This is a genomic window from Gracilibacillus sp. D59 (genome assembly GCF_052246695.1).
Lineage (GTDB): Bacteria > Bacillota > Bacilli > Bacillales > Amphibacillaceae > Gracilibacillus.
The window spans coordinates 219812-241864 of record NZ_JBQQCK010000003.1 but is presented as its reverse complement, the minus strand read 5'-3'; the positions used below and the strand labels follow the sequence as shown (position 1 = coordinate 241864).

Sequence of the window (22053 nt, the reverse complement as noted above, 5' to 3'; positions counted from 1 at the left end):
CATCTATTATTATTAAACATTTTCCTATCATACGGAATGGTTTTTCTTTGCTTACTTGTGATTTTTTGCTCTCAAGTAATAGAACTAATACAATTTTTAAAAAATTCAAGGTATGGAAGTGGTAATTATGAAAGCGCATTCAATAAAAGGGAAGCTATTGTGGATCTTTATTCTTTTTGTTTTTTTACCGATTTCTATAATAGGCTTCATATGGTATGAAAACTCAACCTCTACTATTGAACAAGCAGCAATTCAATCAAACAAAAAATTAATGCAGCAGACAAATGAATACTTAAATTTATACATTTCTAACTTGGAGAATTCTACATATCCGTTTATTTCCAACTCTCAAATTCAAAGATTCATTAACAGCCGTGAACTAAGTAGATATGAACATTTTATTTTATCAGAACAAATTGAACAAGAGTTATTCACACAGATGATGGATGGAAGGTCAGACATAGTTGGGATATCCCTGATAAGTAAAAATAACAGACAGATAACTTACTATAATAGTACTGAATTAATTGACATGGATCGCGTTAGAAACAGGAATTACTCCCTTTTAAATAAGGCAACTGAGATGGATAACTTTAATGTTATAGGATTACAGAAAATTGGATCCCAGCCTGTTATAACCGTTTCAAGAAAAATTCATAGCAATAATTCCTATTTATATGAAGCATTATTAATTGTGGATATAAACTTAAACCAAATTTCCAATATAAGTAACAACCTATTCATAGAGAATTCAAATGTCTGGATAATGGATTATACTGGTCAAATCATTTATCATACAAATCCCAACCTTATTGGGGAATATGTAAAATCAGCTACATTAGATCGTTATCTAAAGAATAGGAGTGACGTTTTTACTACTACTCAGGACAAAGAGAAGGATATTTTTATTTATGAGCACTTCCAGGCTACAGACTGGGTTTTAATTGCGCAACTCCCCCACGAAAAAATTATTAGCCATTTACTAGAGTTACGAACAATCACTATTATTTTAGGTGGAATTATTATTATGGTGGCTCTTTCGGTTTTTGGAGGATTCTCATTGTCACTAACTGGTTCTCTTTCCTACCTTCAAAATTTAATGAAAAAAGTGGAATTAGGAGACTTAACAGTACAACATACAAAATATAAAGAACGTAAAGATGAAATCGGAAATTTATTTCGAAGTTTTAACAGAATGATTAATGAATTGAAAAGATTATATGAAGAAGTCCATTTAGCTCAATTAAAAGAACAAAAAATGCAGATTAAACAAAAAGAATCCGCTCTTCGTGCTATGCAGGCTCAAATTAATCCGCATTTTCTCTATAACACACTGGAAATTATTAATTCACATGCAATCTTAGAAGATAATACGATCATTAGTAAAACAGCTACGTCTCTTGCACATATGTTCCGTTATAATCTTGGTGATGCCCGACAGGTTGTTTCATTAAAAGAAGAAATTGACCATATCAAATCATACTTAGAGATTCAGAAGGAAAGACACAGGCATTTAGAAATAGACTTACAAATAGATGATGAATGCCTAGAGGTAATTTCAATAATCCGTTTATCCCTGCAACCATTAGTTGAAAATGCCTTTTTACACGGATACCAAGATCATAAAATGAAAGCTTCTTACATAGGCATTCATACGTTTAAAAATTCAGATTACTTTATCGTTCAAATTATTGATAAAGGGTATGGAATCAATTCAAACATTAAAGAAAAATATAATCTTGCTTTTAAGAGTACTAATGATGATCACATTCAGGATAAAGAAAAAGAATCTAAAAGTATTGGTTTATGGAATGTCCATGAAAGAATCCGTTTAGCTTTCGGTTCCTCATATGGATTACAAATCAAAGAAGTAACCCAAGATAAAGGAACCATTATTGAAATAAAACTTCCCTATTCGGAGGAGGCAAGTTCATGTATAACGTCATGATTGTAGATGATGAACATGTAATTCAATTAAGTTTACAAAAACTGCTTACAAAAAGAAAAGATGCATTTTCAGTAATAGGAATTGCTGAAGATGGAAAAGAAGCTATTCAATTGTTAGAGAAACACTCTATAGACTTAATTATTACAGATATTTGCATGCCCGAAATGGATGGACTTGAACTTATAGAAGCTGCTAACAAAATTGACCCGAACATTAAGTTTATCATCATTTCCGGCTATAATGATTTTAACTATGCACAAAAAGCCATTCGTTTTGGTGTTTCGGACTTTATTTTAAAACCTATCGTACCGGAACAAATATTCACCACCATAGATAATATATATAGACAAATGAAAAAATACGAATCTTCTTACACAAAACATAATGATTGGGTACTACTACTTGAAACCTATAAGAAAGAAATTATCGAATATATTTGGCAATTTAATGAAGACAAAGCGCATGAAAAAATTAGCACTATTATTGAAGGACATCATAAGCTGCAAAATAATCCATTTTCTCTCTCTCAATTATTAGAAAATCTATTAAGAGATATAGAAAACGAATTAATAAACAGAAACCTTAATCTTCCTCAACGTCTGCCTGAAGATATGAAATGGCCAGATACGATGGATATGATTATTAAAAGAGCAAAACATGAAATTAGTTATTTGATAAATACTATTAAAGGACTTCGTAATTTAGGATCACGTCAAAATATCCTGAAATCTGTAAAATATATAAAGGAAAACTTTTCAAAAGAAGAGTTATCGCTACAAGAGGTAGCTGGTATTATTGGAGTTTCAGAAGCTTATTTTAGTCGTTCTTTTAAAGAAGAAATGAACATTAGTTTTAAAAAATATTTAATCAAACTAAGAATGACAAAAGCGAAAGAAATGATAATAGACTCGAAAATGAATATTACTAATATTGCCTTTAAAGTGGGATTCTCTGATTATCCACATTTTAGCAAAACATTTAAAAAATATTATGGTCTTACACCAATTGAATTTAGAAAGCAGGTAGAAAAAGATGGGCTTCTATCTAAACAGGAATGATTTCTATCAGTCAATGAATCGTTCCATTTCCGGAATGAGTCTACTTTACGAAAATACAAAAGCTCTACCAAATGGGAGAGCTTTTGTACTATTTTATTGAAAAACGAGATAAGCCGGATTCGTATTCTCTTTACTGTCTACTTTAACAATTCTTTCCATTGTGGCATCGTCAGAAAATTTAAATGACACGATTTTATCTCCCATTTCATCATTAATAAAATTTGTTACGTCAATACTGTACCATCCTGCTCCAGTGACATCAATTGTTCCAACTGTCTGAATCACTTGAGCCTGGGCGATTATTCCAGTTAATTAGATATTATTGGTTTTTTTGATGCAGACTGTTCAAGAAATTTTGGTTTGATGAATGCATATAAAGTGCCTGTTACTAGTGGCGAGTAAAGTCGCTACAGTGACAGGCACTTGTTATTATATCTGATCATTCTTCAATTACAACTCGTGTATTACCAATCATGTCATGGATCCCTTGCTTCTGAGCACCAAATGCGACAAACAAGTACAAAAACACGGTGATAAAAAACACGCGGTGAATAAATCTCCCGACTACTTCCCGAAAGAGGAGATCACTCCACCTAAGTGATTGACTATCCTCGCGAATAACTCTTAAACCAAAAATCATTTTACCTAATGTTTGGTTAAAGTACTTAGTCATCAACAAAAAGTAAAGATAAAAAACAATGGAACCAATAATCCCTGTAATCGTCCAATATCCTAATTCCATACTAAATCCGTCATTGATAAATTTAAGTGGCACAAGTAAGATGCCGTTAATACTGAATACAATAATTAAATCAACGAGGTAAGCCCAGAATCGCATCCAAAACCCTGCATAGCGTTTATTTATTGTTGATGTTGAAGGGTAATTCATTTGTTCTTCAGTCATTCAGACACCTCCTTATTGTGAATAGAGATACATGGCACGTGGTGCATTATTTTCTCGTAGTAAATCTTTGATACCAACTAAATCTGTTTCCGAACCAAGCATACTTTGAACAGTTCCACCTAGCCACTGGTTAAAATTCAACCCTCGTTCGTATTCAATGACTTGAGCATTTTCCAGTTCATGATCTTCCCTCATCATTTCAATGGTATCGTCCAACGAACCAAGTTCATCGACTAGTTTCACTTCCTGTGCTTGCGCTCCCGTATATACTCGGCCATCTCCTAATTCACGTACACGATCCTCTGACAATCCGCGGCCATCTACAATTACTTGAACAAACTCAGCATACATATCATCAATTATTGTTTGCAATATCTCTCGTTCATCATCTGTCATTTTACGAGACATCGACATGATATCCTTATATTCACCACTTTTAATCGTATTAAAATCAATACCATGTTCATCGGCAAATTCAGCAAAATTAAAGCTTTCCATAATCACACCAATCGAACCAGTAAGAGTAGCATTATGTGCAACAATTTTATCTGCTGGTGCCGCAATATAATACCCTCCTGATGCAGCAGTATTGCCCATCGATACATAGATTGGCTTTTTATATTGCTCTTGAATTTCTACGATTTTATCATGTATTTCTGCACTTTCTACTACACCACCACCAGGGGTATTCACACGTAAGATAATGCCATCAACACGATTATCTTCTCCAGCTTTTTCGAGCATATCTAAAAAGCGTTCATGATTATAGGAATTTGTGTTGATTAACGTGCTTGGTGTTGTATCTTGAATCACTCCATTTAAATGAAGTACTGCAATTTTGTTAGTACCTGATCCCTTCTCAATCACCTTTTCGCCGAAGTTATCTTCCGGATCTTGAAAATTAAACATGGTTTCATAATCAGCAGTTGCCAGGCTTGTTAGAAACTGAAAACCTATGGAAGCAAGAAATAGTCCTACTGCAACTACTAAAGCGATCCAGCGCTTTTTGTTCATATGTAATTCCTCCTTTTTTCGTTTCCTCTGCTAAAATGATTACGTACGTTACTTCATAGATGTTTCATTTATAACGACATTTTTTAAATAACATTTAAAGTTGATTGATTATACATTGAGTGCACGAAAACTATTCCCCATAATTTCCCTTGTAGGTTTACCTCTAGATTTTCCAAACTGATTAGGTAAGTTTATTATATATTCTGCCTGTTTAAGTTATGTTAAATCATAATATGGCAATTAACCCGATTCCACAACAAAGCAATGATTGAACCCAGATGCTGTTTCGTTGGGAAAAAGCTCCAAGTAACTATTATTACAGGAAGGAATAATTTTTCAAAAGCAATCAACAATATAAAGTGAGATTTCCATCAGTTGGATTTTGCGAACGATTGACACCATGATAAACAAAAGGAGGAACACTCATGAAACATTTTAGAGCTTTAGTGATAAAGTTTTTAGCTACTCTAGGTCTTCTATATATTATTCTTGGATTAATGTATGAAATGACTTTTGGAGAGGTTTTACTTTTAACTGCAGTGTTAGGAATAGCTGCTTATCTTATCGGTGACATGCTCATATTGCCAAGAACAAATAATGCGGTAGCAACCGTTGCAGACTTTTTCTTAGCATGGATGATTATTTATTTTTTTGCTGATGGTATGACTGTAGCTGATAACGTCTTTACTGCTTCTTTGATTGCTGCAGTAGGAATAGGTTTGTTTGAAACGTTCTTTCATCGCTATTTGGCTAATCAGACTTTACCTAATGATACCAATATCGCAAATAGAAACCTTCAATACCAGACAGAAATATCGGATGAGTTAGGAGAAAGACGATCTGAAAATAATAAAGATGAATAAATTATATAAACATAAACCTATCTAGCCTACATCAAGACATATCATAAAAGGATATACTCTTTTCTTTCTCCGTCGGGACTTGGCCCCAAGAGAGTATGCAAATAAAAATAGCCTTAGTCCGATTTGGACTAAGGCTATATATGACATAGGTTATTTAATAGACATGGTCATTACATACCAGCTTCAACTCTAAATAAACTTCCTTTTTCCAATGTTTCACCTACAGCATTTTGCGAGTTTTCACCAACTACTTTGACATAGACGCGATCCTCGTAATAACCTGTTGAATTCGCTACGTCCAGTAATTGTTGTGGCCATTCCCCAGCCCAGCGGTAACCATCTCTTCTTTCCTTCTCAATTTCTAGAATCTTATGCTTGATAACACCATCTTTTCCTGAAAAAATTGGTATATTAGTGCCAATTTCATAGAAGCGGTACCAGGTGTTAGTTGTTGAATCAGGGTAGAAATATTGACCTTCAGGATCACCTGATACGTATTTTACCCCTTCAACTTTAGCCTCTTCAAACCAGTTTAAGGCACCATCAATTGCGGCCTGCACTTCATTGGAAGGATTAGGCAATGACATGAGATACTGTACAATTCCGACTGACTCTGAACCTGAAATGGATGGATGTTCATAAGAACGAGCTCCCATTGGTTCATACGTAACAGGATCATGTTGTGCACACCATGCCGTTAATACACCATCTACCGTAATTTGAGATTTTAGAATATACTCTAATCCAAGATCTAATGACGCATCTATCTGTTTCGAAAGATCATCCGTAACGATATCTGTATTAAATGGATACTCTTTTTGTGAGAACATGGTTAACACATTCATAACGCGAATCATCGCATTATCGTTATACGTCGCGTAATCCGAATAGTTGCCTCTTGCAGGGTATACTTGCGGCCAGCCACCAGTATCATATTGAGCTTCAAGTAAATAATTAATTCCTTTCAATACAGACTCTTTATAGCGAGTGTCACCAGTTTCGTTATACATTAGAGCTAAAAAGAGAATTTCGTTTGTTGTTGCATTGTTATCTATCACACCTAGTTCACCATGTTCAGGCGTGTACATTTCGGACTTCGGTTCTTCACCATCCCAAGGACGATTATACTTATCTTCCATGTTCTTATACCATCCGCCATGATCCATTTGCCAAGTTAATAGTGCATCAGCTTGTTTTATATCATTAGCTCTATCACCGGTATAATAAGGAGCATTTAGGTATGGAATGTTAAATGGATCTTCTGTGGTTGGTTTATTAATCGTTCCATCCTCGTTAAAGGACTCCTTCGTTTTAATAACCGCTACTGTTTGCTTTTCTTTGTTCACTCTTGTAGAGATACTTTCTACAGTGACGTTCGGTTCAAGACCAGGATCAAGATCTGCCCAATCATTCATTGCCAACTGTAATTCAATATCACTTGAATCAAAGTTTTTGAGCTTACTATTGAATGTTACTTCTACCGTGTTAGAGCCTGTAACCTCACTTTTAATGATCTTTATTGGACCGTCTGGTACAGAACTCCCTTTTGGAACAAGTTGGAGCGTTACAGGTTCGGATTCATTTCCGGCACGATCAACAGCCGTAATGGTTACCTTATTTAATCCAGGTTCAAGCTCTACCTTTGAACTAAATGTAAAATCAGCCGATGATTTTACTTCCTCCCCATTAATCTTTACACTTCCTGCTTCATTAAGCTTACCAGTAATCGGGAATGGATTATACATCACATTATAGTGATTTCCGTCTTTTTCAGCTTCAGGATCATCTACCGTTACAACTGGTTTCACGTGATCGTATTCAACTGTTAAGACAGCAGGAACCGATTTATTACCTTCTGCATCAACCGCCTCTACAGTGAACGTATTTAGGCCTGATTCTAGTTCAACAGTTACACTAAAACTTAAGTCCTGTTTTAAAGGTATGTCCTTTCCATTTACAGAAACAGTAGCTTCTTTGTCTACTTTACCTGAAATAGTAAAGCTTGGCTCATTTACAATAGCGTCTTCCTGTTCAAGCGAAATAATCGGTGCTGAAATCGCAGATAACGGAATGACCCCAATTCTAGTTGGATTCCATCCGTCTGAACCTTTCAACACATTTTGAACTGTGTATTGATTCGCTTCTTTCGGCGTTAATTGCTTCGTCCAAGGATCACGCATTTTCGGATTTGCCCCAGGACCTGTACTATTATATTCTGAATATCTTGCCGTTTCTTCGTTTGCCTGTTCTCCCCAGTTATCCCAACCATCAGGAGCAATAGAAGCATCCATTTCGGTATTGATAAAGGAAACAGCTGAATATGGACGCCAAGGTCTACCAAAACGTACATCTTCTATCCCTTCATCTGAAGTAATTTTAGAATTTAGGAAAACATAGCCAAACGGAATATCTTGTGGTGTACTTGCAGCTGTCAACATGCTACCGTCACGATTACTATGGATTTGACAATTATCAAAAACCGCTGTCGCTCCACCAAAGATGAAATCAACATCACCTTCAATATAGCAGTCTTTATAATACTGTCTTCCAGAGTGTGTATACAACGTATCCTGATAACCTAAAAACCTAACGTTTTCAAAGTATGCACGATTTCCTGCAACATAAGCAGCTACCGCTTGTCCTGTCCCTTGACCAGAATCATTTTCGATAGTTAAGTTTTTTGCAATAAAATCATCTGCATAGATAAAAACGCTTGAACTTTTTGAAGTACCTAATGGATTGCCATCTGGACCTAGTGTGTTTGCGTTATCATCATATACAAGGACAGTTCCTTCTTTACTTTCACCTACAAAACTAAGATTTGTTTTGCTCTCTGGAATCGTCAGTTTTTCGCGATACTCCCCATCTTTAATGTAGATGACATGACGTTTAGAACTATTATCTGGTGCAGCATCAATCGCTTCTTGTACTGTTTTAAAATCTCCGCCTTCTTTTGCTACAATCGTCACTTCAGCAGGTGTAACAGCTAATGGTTCAGAATCTAAGCTTTCCCCATTCTCATTTACAGCGGAAATTACATAATCATATGTTTCACCATTCGTTACTCCTGCATCTTGATAACTTGTAAGAGGAACATCTGTAGCAATGACTTCATATTCACCACTTTCAAATGAACCACGCTTAATGTTATATGTGTCAGCTCCGCTAACAGAAGGCCACTCTAAGACTACTTGTCCTTCGCCAGCAGTTGCTTCTATTCCAGTCGGTATCGCAGGAACTCCACTTTCCGGAATAGCAACTCCTCTTACAGGATCGGAGTTTGCACTTTGAGATGTTTCACTCTGAGCAGATACCACATAATAATACGTTTCACCTTCTGTTAAGTCAGTATCTGTATACGACGTTTCCGTTACTGCATTTTCAATTACCTCATAGGATATGCCCTTTTCTTTACTACGTAAGACTTGGTACGAGGTTGCCCCATTGACTGATTCCCAACTAATTGTTACCTCTTGACTACCATTACTTGCGGACAAGCCAGTTGGTGCTTGTAATGGAGCTACAGGTAAAGCACTTATTTCATTTGAATGATTACCTTCCCCACCAATGTTTTCGGCTGAGACAACATAATAATAATTCGTGCCATTTTCTAATCCTGTATCACGGAATGTTGTTTTCTCAATGTTTTCAGCGATTGTCTCATAAGGCCCTTCTTTTGTCGTACTACGCTTTACATTATAGGTTTCTTTATAAGCGTACTTATCTTCCATGCCTAGCGCCCATTTTACGGAGGCATCAATCAACTTCCAACCATCTTCCGTCATAACATCTTCCTGTCCAGCAAATAAGAACGTCGCTACTTGACGCGCAGGAACTGGGTCACCATTTAGATTTTTTGCTCCTTTTTCATAAGCAAAAATAGTTGCTTTACCATCATCGTCTGCAGTAGTAGCAATCGTAATCGCCTCTTCTCCAGGTGTACCAAAGTTGACTTTTCCAGCCTGGTTGTAGACTTTAGTTGTACCACTTAATCCTGCAGCTAATGGGTGATTGCTATTATTAATAGTAATAGATTCCTGATTCTCGTAGCTTCCAAATAATCCAGATTCCGCTTCACTTAAATGAACATCATCCAGGGCATATGGTTCAGCATAGACAACAGGAGTTGGTGAATTCATGAATTTGGTACCAATATAGGCAGACCCTGAGGATTCACCAACAAACACTAAATCATAGGATGCCGCATCTTCTCCACTTACTTCATTATCTTTCTTAAACGTTACGTCGAAACCAATTGACTCTATGTGTTTCATTGTTTTTTCATCAGCTGGAATACCTGTTCCAACAAATAAGATCTGTTTTCTGTCACCAGCATTCCAAGTTAAATCAACCTGACTATTTCTCTCAATAGCCGTTAAATCTGTCAGTGCTGCTGGAGGATCAGGTATTTCAATAGGTGTGACGCTGACTTGTTCTGAATCTTCGCTTTCACCTGCAGCATTCACTGCAGAAATCACATAATAATACGTCGTATAATTCGTTAATCCGTTATCGATATAACTCGTTTCCGTTACATCTGTTGCGACAACTTCATAAGGACCTCCGTCTTTTGTGCTCCGCTTTATTGTATAGGTTTCATTATTATTAATATTATCCATACCTAGCGCCCACATAACGGATTGATCAAGTAATTTCCAGCCTGCTTCTGTCATATATTCTTCTTGGCCAGCAAATAAAAACGTGGCAACTTGACGTGCAGGAACTGGATCTCCATTTACATTGTTTGCACCTTTTTCATAGGCAAAAATGGTTGCTTTACTATCATCATCAGCTGCAGTAGCAATGGTAATTGCCTCTTCACCTGGTGTAGCATAATTAATTTTACCAGCCTTATTATAAACTTTGACGGTACCACTTAATCCTGCAGCTAAAGGATGTTCACTTGCTTTGATATTTATTGAATCTTGATCCTCATAGCTTCCAAAAGATCCGGAGGTGGATTCAGTCAACTGGACATCATCCAGTGCAAATGGTTCTGCATAAACAACAGGAACAGAAGAATCAATAAATTTATTCCCAATATTTGATGAGCTTGATGATTCACCAACAAATACTAGATCATAGGAAGCCGCATCCTCTCCAATAACTTCTTTATCTTCCTTAAAAGTTATCGAGAACCCTAGTGATTCAAAGTGGTTCATTGTCATTTCATCAGCACGATTTCCTGTACCTACATACAAGATATGTTTTCCAAGTCCAGCAATCCAATTTAACTCAACCTGCTGACTTTCATGTGGTTCAGCCGTTAATCCTATTGGTTTAGATGGTAGGTTTTCTGTAGCTGCTGATAATCCTGAAAAAACACTATTTGGCATAAATGAGAGCAATAAAATAAACGTTACAAAAATCTTAAATACTGTTTTCATCCACTTCCTCCTTTTAATATTCACTGAATTACTACCTACACATATGTAATTCTTGGTGCAACTCGTTACTTCTTAATAAGAGATTTTTTGTCTGTATCACCTCCTTAAAGTAAGCAAGTGGCAACCTTCTTGATGGAAGCCTTTTCATTTTTAAAGTCTTTGTTTTAGTTGGATAGTTCACATTATATAAAAGGACTTTTCAAAAAAATATAATCAATATATTAGAAATAAGAAAAAAGATATAGTATTTTCAAAACATCAGATCTAGTGAGTATGAAAATAATGTAATGATTATAACCATATAACTAGGATTTTTAACTCAATTCTATTATTAATGCTAGATTACTTAAGATCGATTGCAAAACTACTTGAAGAGCAAATGGATGAGTAGGTGAGCATCATAAAGTGAGACTTCCATCAGTGGGGGTTTTTGCCTCTCCACTGATGGTTAGTGAAACTTATCAGGGTGTTAGCGTCCGTTATCCCTAAACTTATCTTTGATTTACTTGATCCTTGAAGTGGGGGGTTTACGGACGATTAGCACCGTGATAAAAATGTCTAGTTGTTTACGACTGCTAGATACACACCCATATCTATCCATGCACTGTTTTTATTGTTCTATTCTTGGATTCTACTTTGTGGTCTGTTCACAAGATAAATGCCAACTAATATAATCGATCCGCCTATTAATGTGGAGATATGCAATTGTTCATCTAACAGAAGCCAACCAAAGAGGACACCGAAGAGCGGGGCCAGAAATAAAAACGAACTTACCTTACCAGGATTCTCTTTCTGCAATAGGAAAAACCATACAGCAAATTGCACAATCGATGCCATAATTGCTAACCATAATACGATTAAAATCGAGCTTGATGTAATAACTATTTCAACTTGTTCAAAGAAAGCACTTGCTAACAATAACAAGAGTCCACCAGTTAGCATTTGATAGGCAGTTACTACCCATACATCAAGAGTTGATCCCCATCTATTCATCAACAATGTTGCAATCGCCCAAGAAACCGCACTTAAGAAACCTAGTATAGTACCAATTTGCTGAACATCTAAATTAGCTCCTAACGTAATAAATACACCTACAAATCCAATGACAACACCTAACCATTGTATCCAATGATATTTCGTTCCTAAAAACAATGTTCCGAAGATAACAACAAGTAATGGATTTGTGAATGTTAAGATAGATGACTCGCCAGCCGTTATCGTTCTCATACTGATAAAGATAAAGCCCATCACTCCAGCCGTTTGGAACAAGCCAATAACCATAATGTGAATCCATTCTCGTAGCGTACTCGGGTGACTCCGCTTGAATACTCGAACCATTATCCCCATTAATAGACCTGCCAGTGTAAAACGCAAACCGACTAACAGTAAAGGTGATATATAATTTAATCCGATCTTTCCAATTGCAAACGAAGATCCCATTAAGCTTGTTGTTATAACGATTAATAATGCAAACAATCCTTTATTCAATGCTTGTTCCTCTTTTCTAAACTCATATATTTTTTCAAATTATAATTTCGTAAGGATACATCCTTGCCATTATTCAAGGTATAACTGGCAAAATAACATGTGATGGATATTCTGTTTGATGAAATAAAGTTTGTTTTGCCTTTACCATTTCTACCGTATCTAATGTTGTTTTACCAGTACCAGGATTCACGTCATATCGTGGGAAATCGCTAGATGCAATATCAATCCGGATTGAATGACCTGGTAAAAATACATTACTTGTTGGATTTAGTTCTATTTCATAGCACATCATTTCACTGTTTTGATAATTGTCTCGAACAATACCATCTGCTAGATTATACGCTGTTCCATCAGGAAAAACATCAACTAATTTTGCTGTGAAGTCTGTATCAATGGCATCTGTGGACGCCCATAAGATAACTTTTGCTGTGCCAGTTACTTCTAAGGCTTTTTTTAATGGCGGAGTAGTATAAACGACTACATCCTCTCGTTGTTCGATTTCTCTTTGATCACGTGGACCCGCATTTCTACCATTATAAAATAATGTTCCACCACCATGAGTTGGTACCGGATTGGCCGGATCATGTGAAAACTGATCGCTTGGCTCATTTGCAGGAGCAGTAGTAGTTAATGTCCCAGACTTACTATTTGCTTGACCACTGCTATGCAAATAATAGTTTGTATATGCCGTACGCTGAAGTGGCCATTCCTTTTCGGAACGCCATTGATTAATCCCCATAACAAAAATTTTGACAGGATCTTCGTCATCTTGAAGTGTTGCGTTACCTTCTTTCAACCAGTGATTAAACCATTTAACATGAAGTGAAGTAAGATCATATTTGCCTTCAATCGAATGTGCTGAACTATCCACCCCAAAGGAACGGTCTCCTAAGTCAGAACCAACCATTCCGTGTCCCCATGGACCAATGATTAATTTTTGATCTGGATTGTATGCTCGCATCTGTTCATAATTCAAAAGCGTTTGACTTAAGAAGTTATCATACCAGCCAGCAAGGTGATAAGCTGGAATGTTCATAAAATCAGAAACATTTTTTCCATCTATTTTTGTGATTGCTTTCTTAATAAATTCTTGATCGATATATTTGCGATAGATGTCGTGTAGTACTGGGTGTTTCACCACTGCTGGTAACTCTTTAATAGGCGTATATTTGTGCCATTCTTCAATCTGATTAAGGTCATTAGTAAGCTTTTTGATCGCTTCTGAATAATCTTCTCTACTTAGCTTTCTTTTTAAATAATCTGGCGCTACAGAGTCAAGCATCCACGTTTCTGCTGAAGCTAAAGCGAGTACGCCATTTCCCCCAAAAGGCTCCTTGAAAATATTTCCTGTCATGGCAGGGAAAATTGCTTTTAGCGCAGGTGGCTGCTTTACTAGTGCATATAATTGGGTGAATGCATAGTAAGATAAGCCAAACATGCCTACTTTGCCATTAGAGTATGGTAAGCTTGCAGCCCATTCGACGGTGTCATATCCATCTTCTACCTCTTGAGCAAAAGGTTCAAACTCACCTTCAGATGCAAAACGACCTCGAACATCTTGAATAATAACAATATAGCCTTGCATCGCCGTGCGAATCGGATCGATCCATCTATGTGAAAAGTCTGGAAGATTTTTATTATACGGCAAACGAGTTAATAACACAGGATAGTTTCCACCGGCTTGCGGCCGATAGATATTCGCATATAATATTATCCCGTCTCTTAAGGTACAAGGAACTTCTCTTTCGACCAACACTTGATTGGTTTTTGTCATATTAATCTTCCTTTCGAACGAATTAACATAAAAATAGCAGAACTTAACGTATAATCGGGATTTGTTCTCACTTTTGCAGCGTGAGTCCTTTAAAAATCCATATTATCGGGATTCACCCTCCCTTTTTCTGCGTGAATCCTTTTAAAATCCATATTATCGGGATTCACCCTCCCTTTTTCTGCGTGAATCCTTTTAAAAAGCATATTATCGGGATTCACTTTCTCTTTTGCTGCGTGAATCCTTTTAAAAAGCATATTATCGGGATTCGCTCTCTCTTTTGCGGCGCGAGTCCTTTAAAAAAGCATATTATCGGGATTCGCTCTCTCTTTTGCGGCGCGAGTCCTTTAAAAAAGCATATTATCGGGATTCACTCTCTCTTTTGCTGCGTGAATCCTTTTAAAATCCATGTAATCGGGATTCACTCTCTCTTTTGCTGCGCGAATCCTTTAAAAATACATATTATCGGGATTCACCCTCCCTTTTTCTGCGTGAATCCTTTTAAAATCCATATTATCGGGATTCACTCTCTCTTTTGCTGCGTGAATCCTTTTAAAATCCATATTATCGGGATTCACTCTCTCTTTTGCTGCGTGAATCCTTTTAAAGTCCATATTATCGGGATTCACTTTCTCTTTTGCTGCGTGAATCCTTTAAAAAAGCATATTATCGGGATTCACTCTCTATTTTGCTGCGCGAGTCCTTTAAAAAAGCATATTATCGGGATTCACCCTCCCTTTTTCTGCGTGAATCCTTTTAAAAAGTATATTATCGGGATCCACCCCCCTACTTACTGCCTGAATCCTTTATAAAGCATATAATTGAGAGTTGCTCGCTAAAAATGACAAAATGAATCCTATACAAACCAGGTCTGTGCTGACTCGGTCAACACAGACGCTTGTTTTTGCTTATTTACCTAGCATTTCATTTACTTTATCTTGATGGTTGTCAATCCACTCTTGTGCTACTTCTTCTTTAGGGATTTCTTCTTCTTCAATTTTTACAATCATTTCTTCCACTTCATCAAGTGGGATACTCCAATTGCTTAAGAATTTATATGCGTCTGGAGCAGATTTTTGTAGTTCTTTATTTGTAATTACTTTAACAGTCGCTGACTCAAACACACCTTTAGGGTCTTCTAACATTTTAATATCGAATTTGTTAAACATCGTGTGTGGTCTCCAACCGTAGAAAACTACTGGCTTTTCACTTTCCATTTTACGCATTGCTTGTGCAATCATTCCACCTTCAGAGGAATTTACTTGCTTCATATCAAGTTCATAAGTTTCGATTAATCCGTCGATCTTCTTCGTTACACTCGCACCTTCTTCAATACCATATAACTCATTATCGAAATCAGCTTCCATGCCTTTAAGATCTTCGATGGAATTGACATCTTCCATATAGCTTGGAACAACTAAACCAGAATCGGCATCTGAATAACTAACTGCTGTTTCTTCAATAGTTTCACCATATTTTTCGATATAGACATCATGAACTGGGAACCATCCATCCATAAATACATCAATATCGCCACGTGATAGTCCAATGTAAGTACTACCTGCGTCTGCTTGTGTTTGTTCTACAGTATAACCCATATCTTCCAAAATGATTTGAGCAATTTCTGTAGGAGGTACTGTACTTGTCCATGGTGTTACACCTAGTGTAATGGTTGGTTTCTCTTCTGCACCTGCTTCATTTTCACTCGTTTCTTCATTTTGTTGGGAACAGCCAACGATAAACATTACTAGTAATGCTGTCATCATACTTAATACTACTTTTTTCATTTTAACTCTCCTCTTTAATTTTTTGCCCTGTGCATGTTCCAACACAGAGAGTTTTATAGTTTATTTCCAATACCTTGTGTGATTCGGTCAAGAATAATCGCGATCACAACAATGGCTAAACCACCAATTAAACCGAGACCAACGTTAACAGTTGAAATCCCTGATAATACAATTGAACCAAGTCCTGGTGCACCAATCATTGAAGCAACAACAGCCATCGATAGGGCTAACATAATCGTTTGGTTTACACCAGCCATAATTGTTGGTATAGCAAGTGGTAACTGCACTTTAAATAGTAATTGTTTCGAAGTTGAACCAAATGCTTTTGATGCCTCTACTACTTCTCCAGGCACTTGTAAAATTCCTAATCGAGTCATTCTTACTGCAGGTGGGGCAGCGAATACGAATGTTGCAATAACAGCTGGCACACCACCAAGTCCAAATAATAGAATCGATGGAATTAAATAGACGAAAATCGGTAATGTTTGCATAAAGTCCAATATTGGACGGACAATTTTATCTATCACACTACTTTTAGCACTTAATATCCCAACAGGCACTCCAAAAATAACGGAGATAATCGTCGAGACAATGACAATCGCAACGGTTTGCATGGTTTCTGCCCATAAATCAACAGAACCAATGTAAAGACAACCGATTAAGGTAAACAAAGCCGTTCCTTTTCCTGCAAGTTTCCATGCTAATAATATCAACAGAATTGCGATGATCTCAGGAGGAATCGCAATGATTAAATTGGTTACACCTTCGATAAAAGCGCTAAGTGGCACACTGATACTATCAAAGAAACCACCCATGACTGGTAGTAACCATCCATTAACAAAATCATTTGTCCATTCTTCTAATGGAAAGTCGAAATAGTTCATGTTAATTCCACCTCATCTTTCTCTTTCCCAAGCACTAATCCCGAAAGGATCGACACACGTGAAATAATTCCTAACAGTTTTCCATCTTCTTCAACGACAATTGGATATTTGACATCTGCCGCAATACCAATTAAGTCATTTAATGGTGTGGTTGGAGAAGTGGAATGGATATTATCGGTAATGAGTACTTCTTCCATTGGAATTTTGTTTTGATAGGCCTTTACTGCATCATCAATCGTAATCAAACCTTTAAAATTCTTTTCTTTATCGGTAACAAAGATACTGGAAACGCCTGCTTCTTCCATCTTTCTTACCGCAACACGTGGTCCATCTTTGTATGTTAATAAAACTTCTGGTTTTTTCATGACATGAGAAGCTTCTAACACTTTGGAACGGTCGACATCTTTAACAAAGTTGGAGACATAATCATTCGCTGGATTTTCTAAAATCTCTTCTGATGTTCCAATTTGTACAATTCTTCCGTCCTTCATGATCGCAATACGGTCACCAAGCTTTAATGCTTCATCTAAATCATGGGTAATGAATAATACCGTTTTATCTAATTTATTTTGAATCTTCAACAGTTCATCTTGCATTTCTTTACGAATGATCGGGTCTAACGCACTGAACGCTTCATCCATTAAAAGAATATCTGTATCATTGGCAAGTGCACGTGCAATTCCAACACGCTGCTGCATCCCACCACTTAATTGACTCGGATAGCTATCCTCATAACCATTCAGCCCAACATCCTTAATTGTTTCTAACGCTTTTTGCTCTCGTTCTTGTTTACTAATACCTTGGAGTTCTAATCCATAAGCGACATTGTTCAATATTGTTTTATGGGGTAATAAACCAAATTTTTGGAAGACCATCCCTAATTTCTTACGTCTAGTGTCAATTAGCGTATTTTTATCCATTTGGGTAATGTCTTCTCCATCGATTAACACTTCTCCATCTGTTGGTTCAATCAACCGATTGATCAATCGTATTAATGTTGATTTACCACTTCCAGAAAGGCCCATAATAACGAAGATTTCTCCCGGTTTTACTGTAAATGATGCTTGGTTAACACCAACTGTCATCCCAGTCTTTTCAAGGATTTCACTTTTTTGTTCGCCATTTTTTAAGCGTTTGAGACCTTGTTGTGGATGAGAACCAAAGATTTTCGTCAGATTATTTACTTCAATCTTATTCATCAACATTCTCCTATCCTTATCGTCTTACTTTTTTCGTTTAATACCGATCGTTCTCCCCGCTTGTTTCGGTGCTTCGATCTGTTTATGTTCGTTCCAGACCGCTTCTACTTTCCCTGCAACATCCTCTGGAAAAGGAGCAGGGCGTTCTTGATCAGTATCCATTCCCATTAACATCTGTTCACTTGTCGCAAGCACCTCATTATTTGCATTTTTCATCGTGAAAATAACGTGTAGACGTTTCGCATCAACATCTAACAATTGTACTGTCACGGTTAATTGTTGATCCTGATGTGCTTCTTGCAAGTAACATAGATGTGTTTCTAACGTAAAAATCGTATAGCTGTATTTTTGACGCGCAGCCGCATCTAGTCCAATCGTATCGATAAAACGATCAACTGCTAAACTAAATACTTTCGCATATGCTGCATCATTCATATGGCCGTTATAATCGACCCAGTCATGATGCACATAATCCTGGTATTGAAAGGCTTGTTCTCCCATTTTATAAACCTCCAAATTAAATTTTTGATTGAGGCCAGTAATCTTCTACCAAGTCTAGTAGTTTTACTAAGAATTCATTTCGTTTATTTTCTAATTCAGAAATCGGAACATCACCTGCATGGCTTTCACAGCCTTCAATCACTTTTTCTTTTAAATCTTCTGTTAGTTCAGGTGCTTCTAATTTTGTCCATGGCTTTTTCAATGCTGGACCAAATTGTTCTAGCATGTGACGCATTCCTTGTTCTCCACCAGCTAAATGGAATGTTAAGAATGGCCCCATTTGTGCCCAGCGAAGCCCTGCACCATAGATAATCGCTGCATCGACTTCTTCAGTTGTTACAATGCCATCATTAACAAGGTGTAATGCTTCACGCCATAATGCTTCCATTAAACGATCGGCAACATGACCTTCTATTTCTTTGTTAATCACTAATGGTTTCATTTGAATAGATTGATAGAACGCTTTTGCTTTTTCCATCTCTGCAGCATCTGTTGCTTCTCCGCCAACAAGCTCCACAAGCGGTAAAATATAAACTGGGTTAAATGGATGAGCAACAATCACACGTCCAGGGTGCTGTAAGCCTTGTTGTAAAGTAGTGGCCATAATGCCAGATGTACTGGATCCAACGATCGCATCAGGCTTCGCATGTTGATCGATGCTAGTTAAGACACTTTTCTTAATATCTTCACGCTCTGGCACATTTTCCTGAATAAAATCAGCAGATTGAACGGCTTCTTCTAATGTTGAAACAAATGTTAAACGATCTTGAGAAGCTCCTTCTGCCACTCCAAGCTTTTCTAACTCTGGCCATACTTGCTCTACCACTTTACGTGTACGTTCTTCTGCACCTTCGGCAGGATCAAACGCGATAACGTCTAGTCCTTGTGCTAAAAATCTACCAATCCATCCATTTCCTATTACACCTGTACCAATTACTGCAACTGTCTTTGTGTTACTCATGCTTTCTTACCTCCGTAAGGATTTCGCAATCCGAATTGTTGTCTCGCTTCTTCTGGTGTCATGACTTCGATATCATTGCTGCTTAGCATAGTAACTGCTTTATCAACGAGTTGGTCATTACGAGCTAGTACACCTTTGGATAAATAGATGTTATCTTCCAACCCAACACGCACATTTCCACCTAACTGTGCAGCTTGTGCCAGAATTGGTAACTGCATACGTCCAATACCAAATGCTGACCAATGTGCATTCTCTGGAAGACGATCTCTCATATAAAGCATTGTCTCTACATCTGCATCCATTCCCCATGGAATTCCCATGCAAAATTGGAACATTGGATCGCCATCGATTAATCCTTCATTTACGAGTTGTTTCGCAAAACGAAGATGTCCGGTATCGAAACATTCTAGTTCTGGTTTTACACCACTGTCTTGGATCAATTTTGCTTGATCTCTTAGCCAATCAGTCGGGCTCATGTAAAGCATATCTCCGAAATTTACTGAACCACAGTCGAGTGTACACATTTCTGGTAGTAATTCTCCTACTGGCTCATGTCTTTCTGCCGGTGTTTGGATATCCGTTCCATTTCCACCAGCTGCTGGCGTGTCCAAACTAGGAATGAAGTCACCGCCACCTCCAGAAGTAATATTGATAATCACGTCTGTTTCTGATTCACGAATTCGATCAACAATTTCACGATAATGATCGACATTGTGGCTAATTCCTCCTGTTTTAGGATCACGAGCATGCACATGTGCTACCGTTGCACCAGCTTTTGCTGATTCGATTGCTGCTTGAGCAATCTCTTTCGGTGTTACCGGAACATAAGAACTCTTTGCTGTTGTATCCCCTGCACCAGTTACTGCAGCTGTTAGTAATACCTTATTTTTCATTGGAAAGCCTCACTTTCTTTATTTAGATTACTTTTTATCAGTCAAAAATCATTTATAATTTATATACCATCCGGACGGTTTTTTTATCACAGTTAGAAACTATACCATCTGGACGGTTCATTTTCAACCTTGATTAACAGTGGAAAGGGGTTACATGGGGAATTTTGAAGAAAAAAAGGTAGCGTTTGTGACTGTCAGGGCAATACTCCCAACGTTTTCGACAAAAAATTGCAAAAAAATAAAAACACCAGCTTAAAAAACTAGTGTTTTGTGTAAAAAAATTATTTAATCTGCTTCGTTCGCCCAATCTTTGAGCTTTTTATAGACAGCTTCTTTCTTTTCGGGTTCGATATGATAAATATCGAATAACTCGGATAGCCAAATCCCATCGGTAGCCAAACGAATGATGGTCGCTTTAATTGGATCTATTCCATCATGCTCTATTTCATGCTGCCACTCCGTATATAGTTCACGAATAGGATCCAATGAATTGGAGCTTACTGCTTTGGCTGCCAATAATCCATAATGCATATCTTTATTTTGATAAGCTTGGTTAAAAGTGACATCAACATATGCACGAACCCATTTTCCTTTATCTACAGGATCTTCCTCTGCATTAGTAGCTATTTTCTCTCGATAATCGTTCGCTAAGTGTTCTACCATCCCTTGTACGAGTGCTTCTTTGGATGGATAATGGTAAAGCAAACCACCTTTACTAATACCTGCTTCCTTTGCTGTAGCTTCAAGCGTTAAGTTAAATATACCTTTTTCACCAACAACTTTCGATGCAGCATGAAGGATTTCTACTTTTCTAGAATTTCTGCCCATTCGAGATCTCCTCTTTATTTTATACTTGTGATATTACTATACTATCCAGACGGTATACTTTTCAATCATTTTTTGGGGGAATTTTTCAGAAAAAGGGATTTTTGATTAATAGTGATGTAAAACGTGAGGCATGTATATTTATTATGAAAAAATAAAGTATTATTTTTCTTCTCTCTGTATAACTCACCTTCTTGCTATAGGAAACATATTGTGTCCCTATCACTTTACTGCTACACAATTCATTTGATCAATGTTATAATAAAAGGAGAATTGCATATATTAAATCACCCGTTGCGGACACTACGGGTGATGGATAAGTGGTTCCCCCAGAGAGGGATCCGGCTATCTTGGTTCGATAGACCTCACCTACTCACTTTGTCGGTTAATAGGGAGGTCTATTTTCGTTTGATCAGTGATATGACTAAAGCGAGTAATGCAAATCAAGAAGGTACCGAAACTAAATAGTACCGTAAATCTTTCATAAATACTCATAAGCATCATCCCCTCTCACCACAAGGGATTAGCCGCCCCTACCCTAAAAGAACATTATCCTTAACTAGAACGTAC

General features: G+C 37.0%; 16 protein-coding genes. 3 read left to right on the top strand and 13 right to left on the bottom strand.

Annotation, left to right across the window (positions count from 1 at the left end; all coding sequences use genetic code 11):
* Positions 1–127: 127 nt before the first annotated feature.
* Both ACTWP4_RS07375 and ACTWP4_RS07370 read left to right on the top strand, forming a co-directional pair.
* On the top strand, positions 128–1948 hold the full coding sequence (locus ACTWP4_RS07375) for a sensor histidine kinase (protein WP_443128117.1): 1821 nt from the start codon (positions 128–130) through the stop codon (positions 1946–1948).
* Complete coding sequence (locus ACTWP4_RS07370) at positions 1933–3006, top strand: response regulator transcription factor (RefSeq protein ID WP_443128116.1); 1074 nt, start codon at positions 1933–1935, stop codon at positions 3004–3006. Before ACTWP4_RS07375 ends, ACTWP4_RS07370 begins: the two co-directional genes overlap by 16 nt.
* A 93-nt stretch (positions 3007–3099) precedes the next feature.
* Here ACTWP4_RS07370 and ACTWP4_RS07365 read toward each other — a convergent pair whose 3' ends face one another.
* The 3 genes from ACTWP4_RS07365 to sppA form a co-directional block, all read right to left on the bottom strand.
* Positions 3100–3291, bottom strand: a complete 192-nt coding sequence (locus ACTWP4_RS07365; RefSeq protein WP_443128115.1) for a CBM96 family carbohydrate-binding protein — start codon at positions 3289–3291, stop codon at positions 3100–3102.
* A gap of 154 nt (positions 3292–3445) precedes the next feature.
* Positions 3446–3910, bottom strand: coding sequence for an RDD family protein (locus tag ACTWP4_RS07360; RefSeq protein WP_443128114.1), 465 nt, complete (start codon positions 3908–3910; stop codon positions 3446–3448).
* Positions 3911–3922: 12 nt separating this feature from the next.
* On the bottom strand, positions 3923–4924 hold the full coding sequence (sppA, locus tag ACTWP4_RS07355) for a signal peptide peptidase SppA (protein ID WP_443128113.1): 1002 nt from the start codon (positions 4922–4924) through the stop codon (positions 3923–3925).
* A gap of 425 nt (positions 4925–5349) precedes the next feature.
* Between sppA and ACTWP4_RS07350 the strand changes: the two genes are divergently transcribed.
* Positions 5350–5787, top strand: a complete 438-nt coding sequence (locus ACTWP4_RS07350; protein WP_443128112.1) for a YndM family protein — start codon at positions 5350–5352, stop codon at positions 5785–5787.
* Positions 5788–5957: 170 nt separating this feature from the next.
* Here the strand turns inward: ACTWP4_RS07350 and pelA are convergent, their stop codons facing one another.
* The 10 genes from pelA to ACTWP4_RS07300 all read right to left on the bottom strand — a co-directional run bounded on the left by pelA (position 5958) and on the right by ACTWP4_RS07300 (position 21486).
* The gene (gene pelA / locus ACTWP4_RS07345) at positions 5958–11174 is read right to left on the bottom strand and encodes a pectate lyase (RefSeq protein ID WP_443128111.1); all 5217 of its coding nucleotides are present in this window, start codon (positions 11172–11174) and stop codon (positions 5958–5960) included.
* Positions 11175–11792: 618 nt separating this feature from the next.
* Positions 11793–12662 (bottom strand): DMT family transporter, encoded by an 870-nt coding sequence (locus tag ACTWP4_RS07340; protein WP_443128110.1) that lies wholly within the window; start codon positions 12660–12662, stop codon positions 11793–11795.
* A gap of 73 nt (positions 12663–12735) precedes the next feature.
* Positions 12736–14436: a CocE/NonD family hydrolase gene (locus ACTWP4_RS07335; protein WP_443128109.1), complete on the bottom strand. Its 1701-nt coding sequence runs from the start codon at positions 14434–14436 to the stop codon at positions 12736–12738.
* Between the two features lie 905 nt (positions 14437–15341).
* A complete protein-coding gene (locus ACTWP4_RS07330) occupies positions 15342–16220 on the bottom strand; it encodes a glycine betaine ABC transporter substrate-binding protein (RefSeq protein WP_443128108.1) in 879 nt (292 codons plus the stop codon).
* A gap of 53 nt (positions 16221–16273) precedes the next feature.
* The gene (locus ACTWP4_RS07325; RefSeq protein WP_443128107.1) at positions 16274–17104 is read right to left on the bottom strand and encodes an ABC transporter permease; all 831 of its coding nucleotides are present in this window, start codon (positions 17102–17104) and stop codon (positions 16274–16276) included.
* On the bottom strand, positions 17101–18303 hold the full coding sequence (locus ACTWP4_RS07320) for a quaternary amine ABC transporter ATP-binding protein (RefSeq protein WP_443128106.1): 1203 nt from the start codon (positions 18301–18303) through the stop codon (positions 17101–17103). Before ACTWP4_RS07320 ends, ACTWP4_RS07325 begins: the two co-directional genes overlap by 4 nt.
* Before the next feature lie 24 nt (positions 18304–18327).
* Complete coding sequence (locus ACTWP4_RS07315) at positions 18328–18804, bottom strand: thioesterase family protein (RefSeq protein ID WP_443128105.1); 477 nt, start codon at positions 18802–18804, stop codon at positions 18328–18330.
* A 16-nt stretch (positions 18805–18820) separates the two neighbouring features.
* Entirely contained in the window at positions 18821–19765 is a 945-nt protein-coding gene (locus ACTWP4_RS07310) for a 3-hydroxyacyl-CoA dehydrogenase NAD-binding domain-containing protein (RefSeq protein WP_443128104.1), read from the bottom strand.
* Positions 19762–20658 (bottom strand): 3-keto-5-aminohexanoate cleavage protein, encoded by an 897-nt coding sequence (locus ACTWP4_RS07305; RefSeq protein WP_443128103.1) that lies wholly within the window; start codon positions 20656–20658, stop codon positions 19762–19764. Before ACTWP4_RS07305 ends, ACTWP4_RS07310 begins: the two co-directional genes overlap by 4 nt.
* Positions 20659–20943: 285 nt before the next feature.
* Entirely contained in the window at positions 20944–21486 is a 543-nt protein-coding gene (locus tag ACTWP4_RS07300) for a TetR/AcrR family transcriptional regulator (RefSeq protein WP_443128102.1), read from the bottom strand.
* Positions 21487–22053 lie beyond the last annotated feature (567 nt).

Bases quoted from the DNA above. Each gene is read 5' to 3' on its own strand.
- ACTWP4_RS07375 (WP_443128117.1), top strand. From the start codon at position 128: ATGAAAGCGCATTCAATAAAAGGGAAGCTATTGTGGATCTTTATTCTT.
- ACTWP4_RS07370 (WP_443128116.1), top strand. From the start codon at position 1,933: ATGTATAACGTCATGATTGTAGATGATGAACATGTAATTCAATTAAGT.
- ACTWP4_RS07360 (WP_443128114.1), bottom strand. From the start codon at position 3,910: ATGACTGAAGAACAAATGAATTACCCTTCAACATCAACAATAAATAAA.
- sppA (WP_443128113.1), bottom strand. From the start codon at position 4,924: ATGAACAAAAAGCGCTGGATCGCTTTAGTAGTTGCAGTAGGACTATTT.
- ACTWP4_RS07350 (WP_443128112.1), top strand. From the start codon at position 5,350: ATGAAACATTTTAGAGCTTTAGTGATAAAGTTTTTAGCTACTCTAGGT.
- pelA (WP_443128111.1), bottom strand. From the start codon at position 11,174: ATGAAAACAGTATTTAAGATTTTTGTAACGTTTATTTTATTGCTCTCA.
- ACTWP4_RS07335 (WP_443128109.1), bottom strand. From the start codon at position 14,436: ATGACAAAAACCAATCAAGTGTTGGTCGAAAGAGAAGTTCCTTGTACC.
- ACTWP4_RS07330 (WP_443128108.1), bottom strand. From the start codon at position 16,220: ATGAAAAAAGTAGTATTAAGTATGATGACAGCATTACTAGTAATGTTT.
- ACTWP4_RS07325 (WP_443128107.1), bottom strand. From the start codon at position 17,104: ATGAACTATTTCGACTTTCCATTAGAAGAATGGACAAATGATTTTGTT.
- ACTWP4_RS07320 (WP_443128106.1), bottom strand. From the start codon at position 18,303: ATGAATAAGATTGAAGTAAATAATCTGACGAAAATCTTTGGTTCTCAT.
- ACTWP4_RS07315 (WP_443128105.1), bottom strand. From the start codon at position 18,804: ATGGGAGAACAAGCCTTTCAATACCAGGATTATGTGCATCATGACTGG.
- ACTWP4_RS07310 (WP_443128104.1), bottom strand. From the start codon at position 19,765: ATGAGTAACACAAAGACAGTTGCAGTAATTGGTACAGGTGTAATAGGA.
- ACTWP4_RS07305 (WP_443128103.1), bottom strand. From the start codon at position 20,658: ATGAAAAATAAGGTATTACTAACAGCTGCAGTAACTGGTGCAGGGGAT.
- ACTWP4_RS07300 (WP_443128102.1), bottom strand. From the start codon at position 21,486: ATGGGCAGAAATTCTAGAAAAGTAGAAATCCTTCATGCTGCATCGAAA.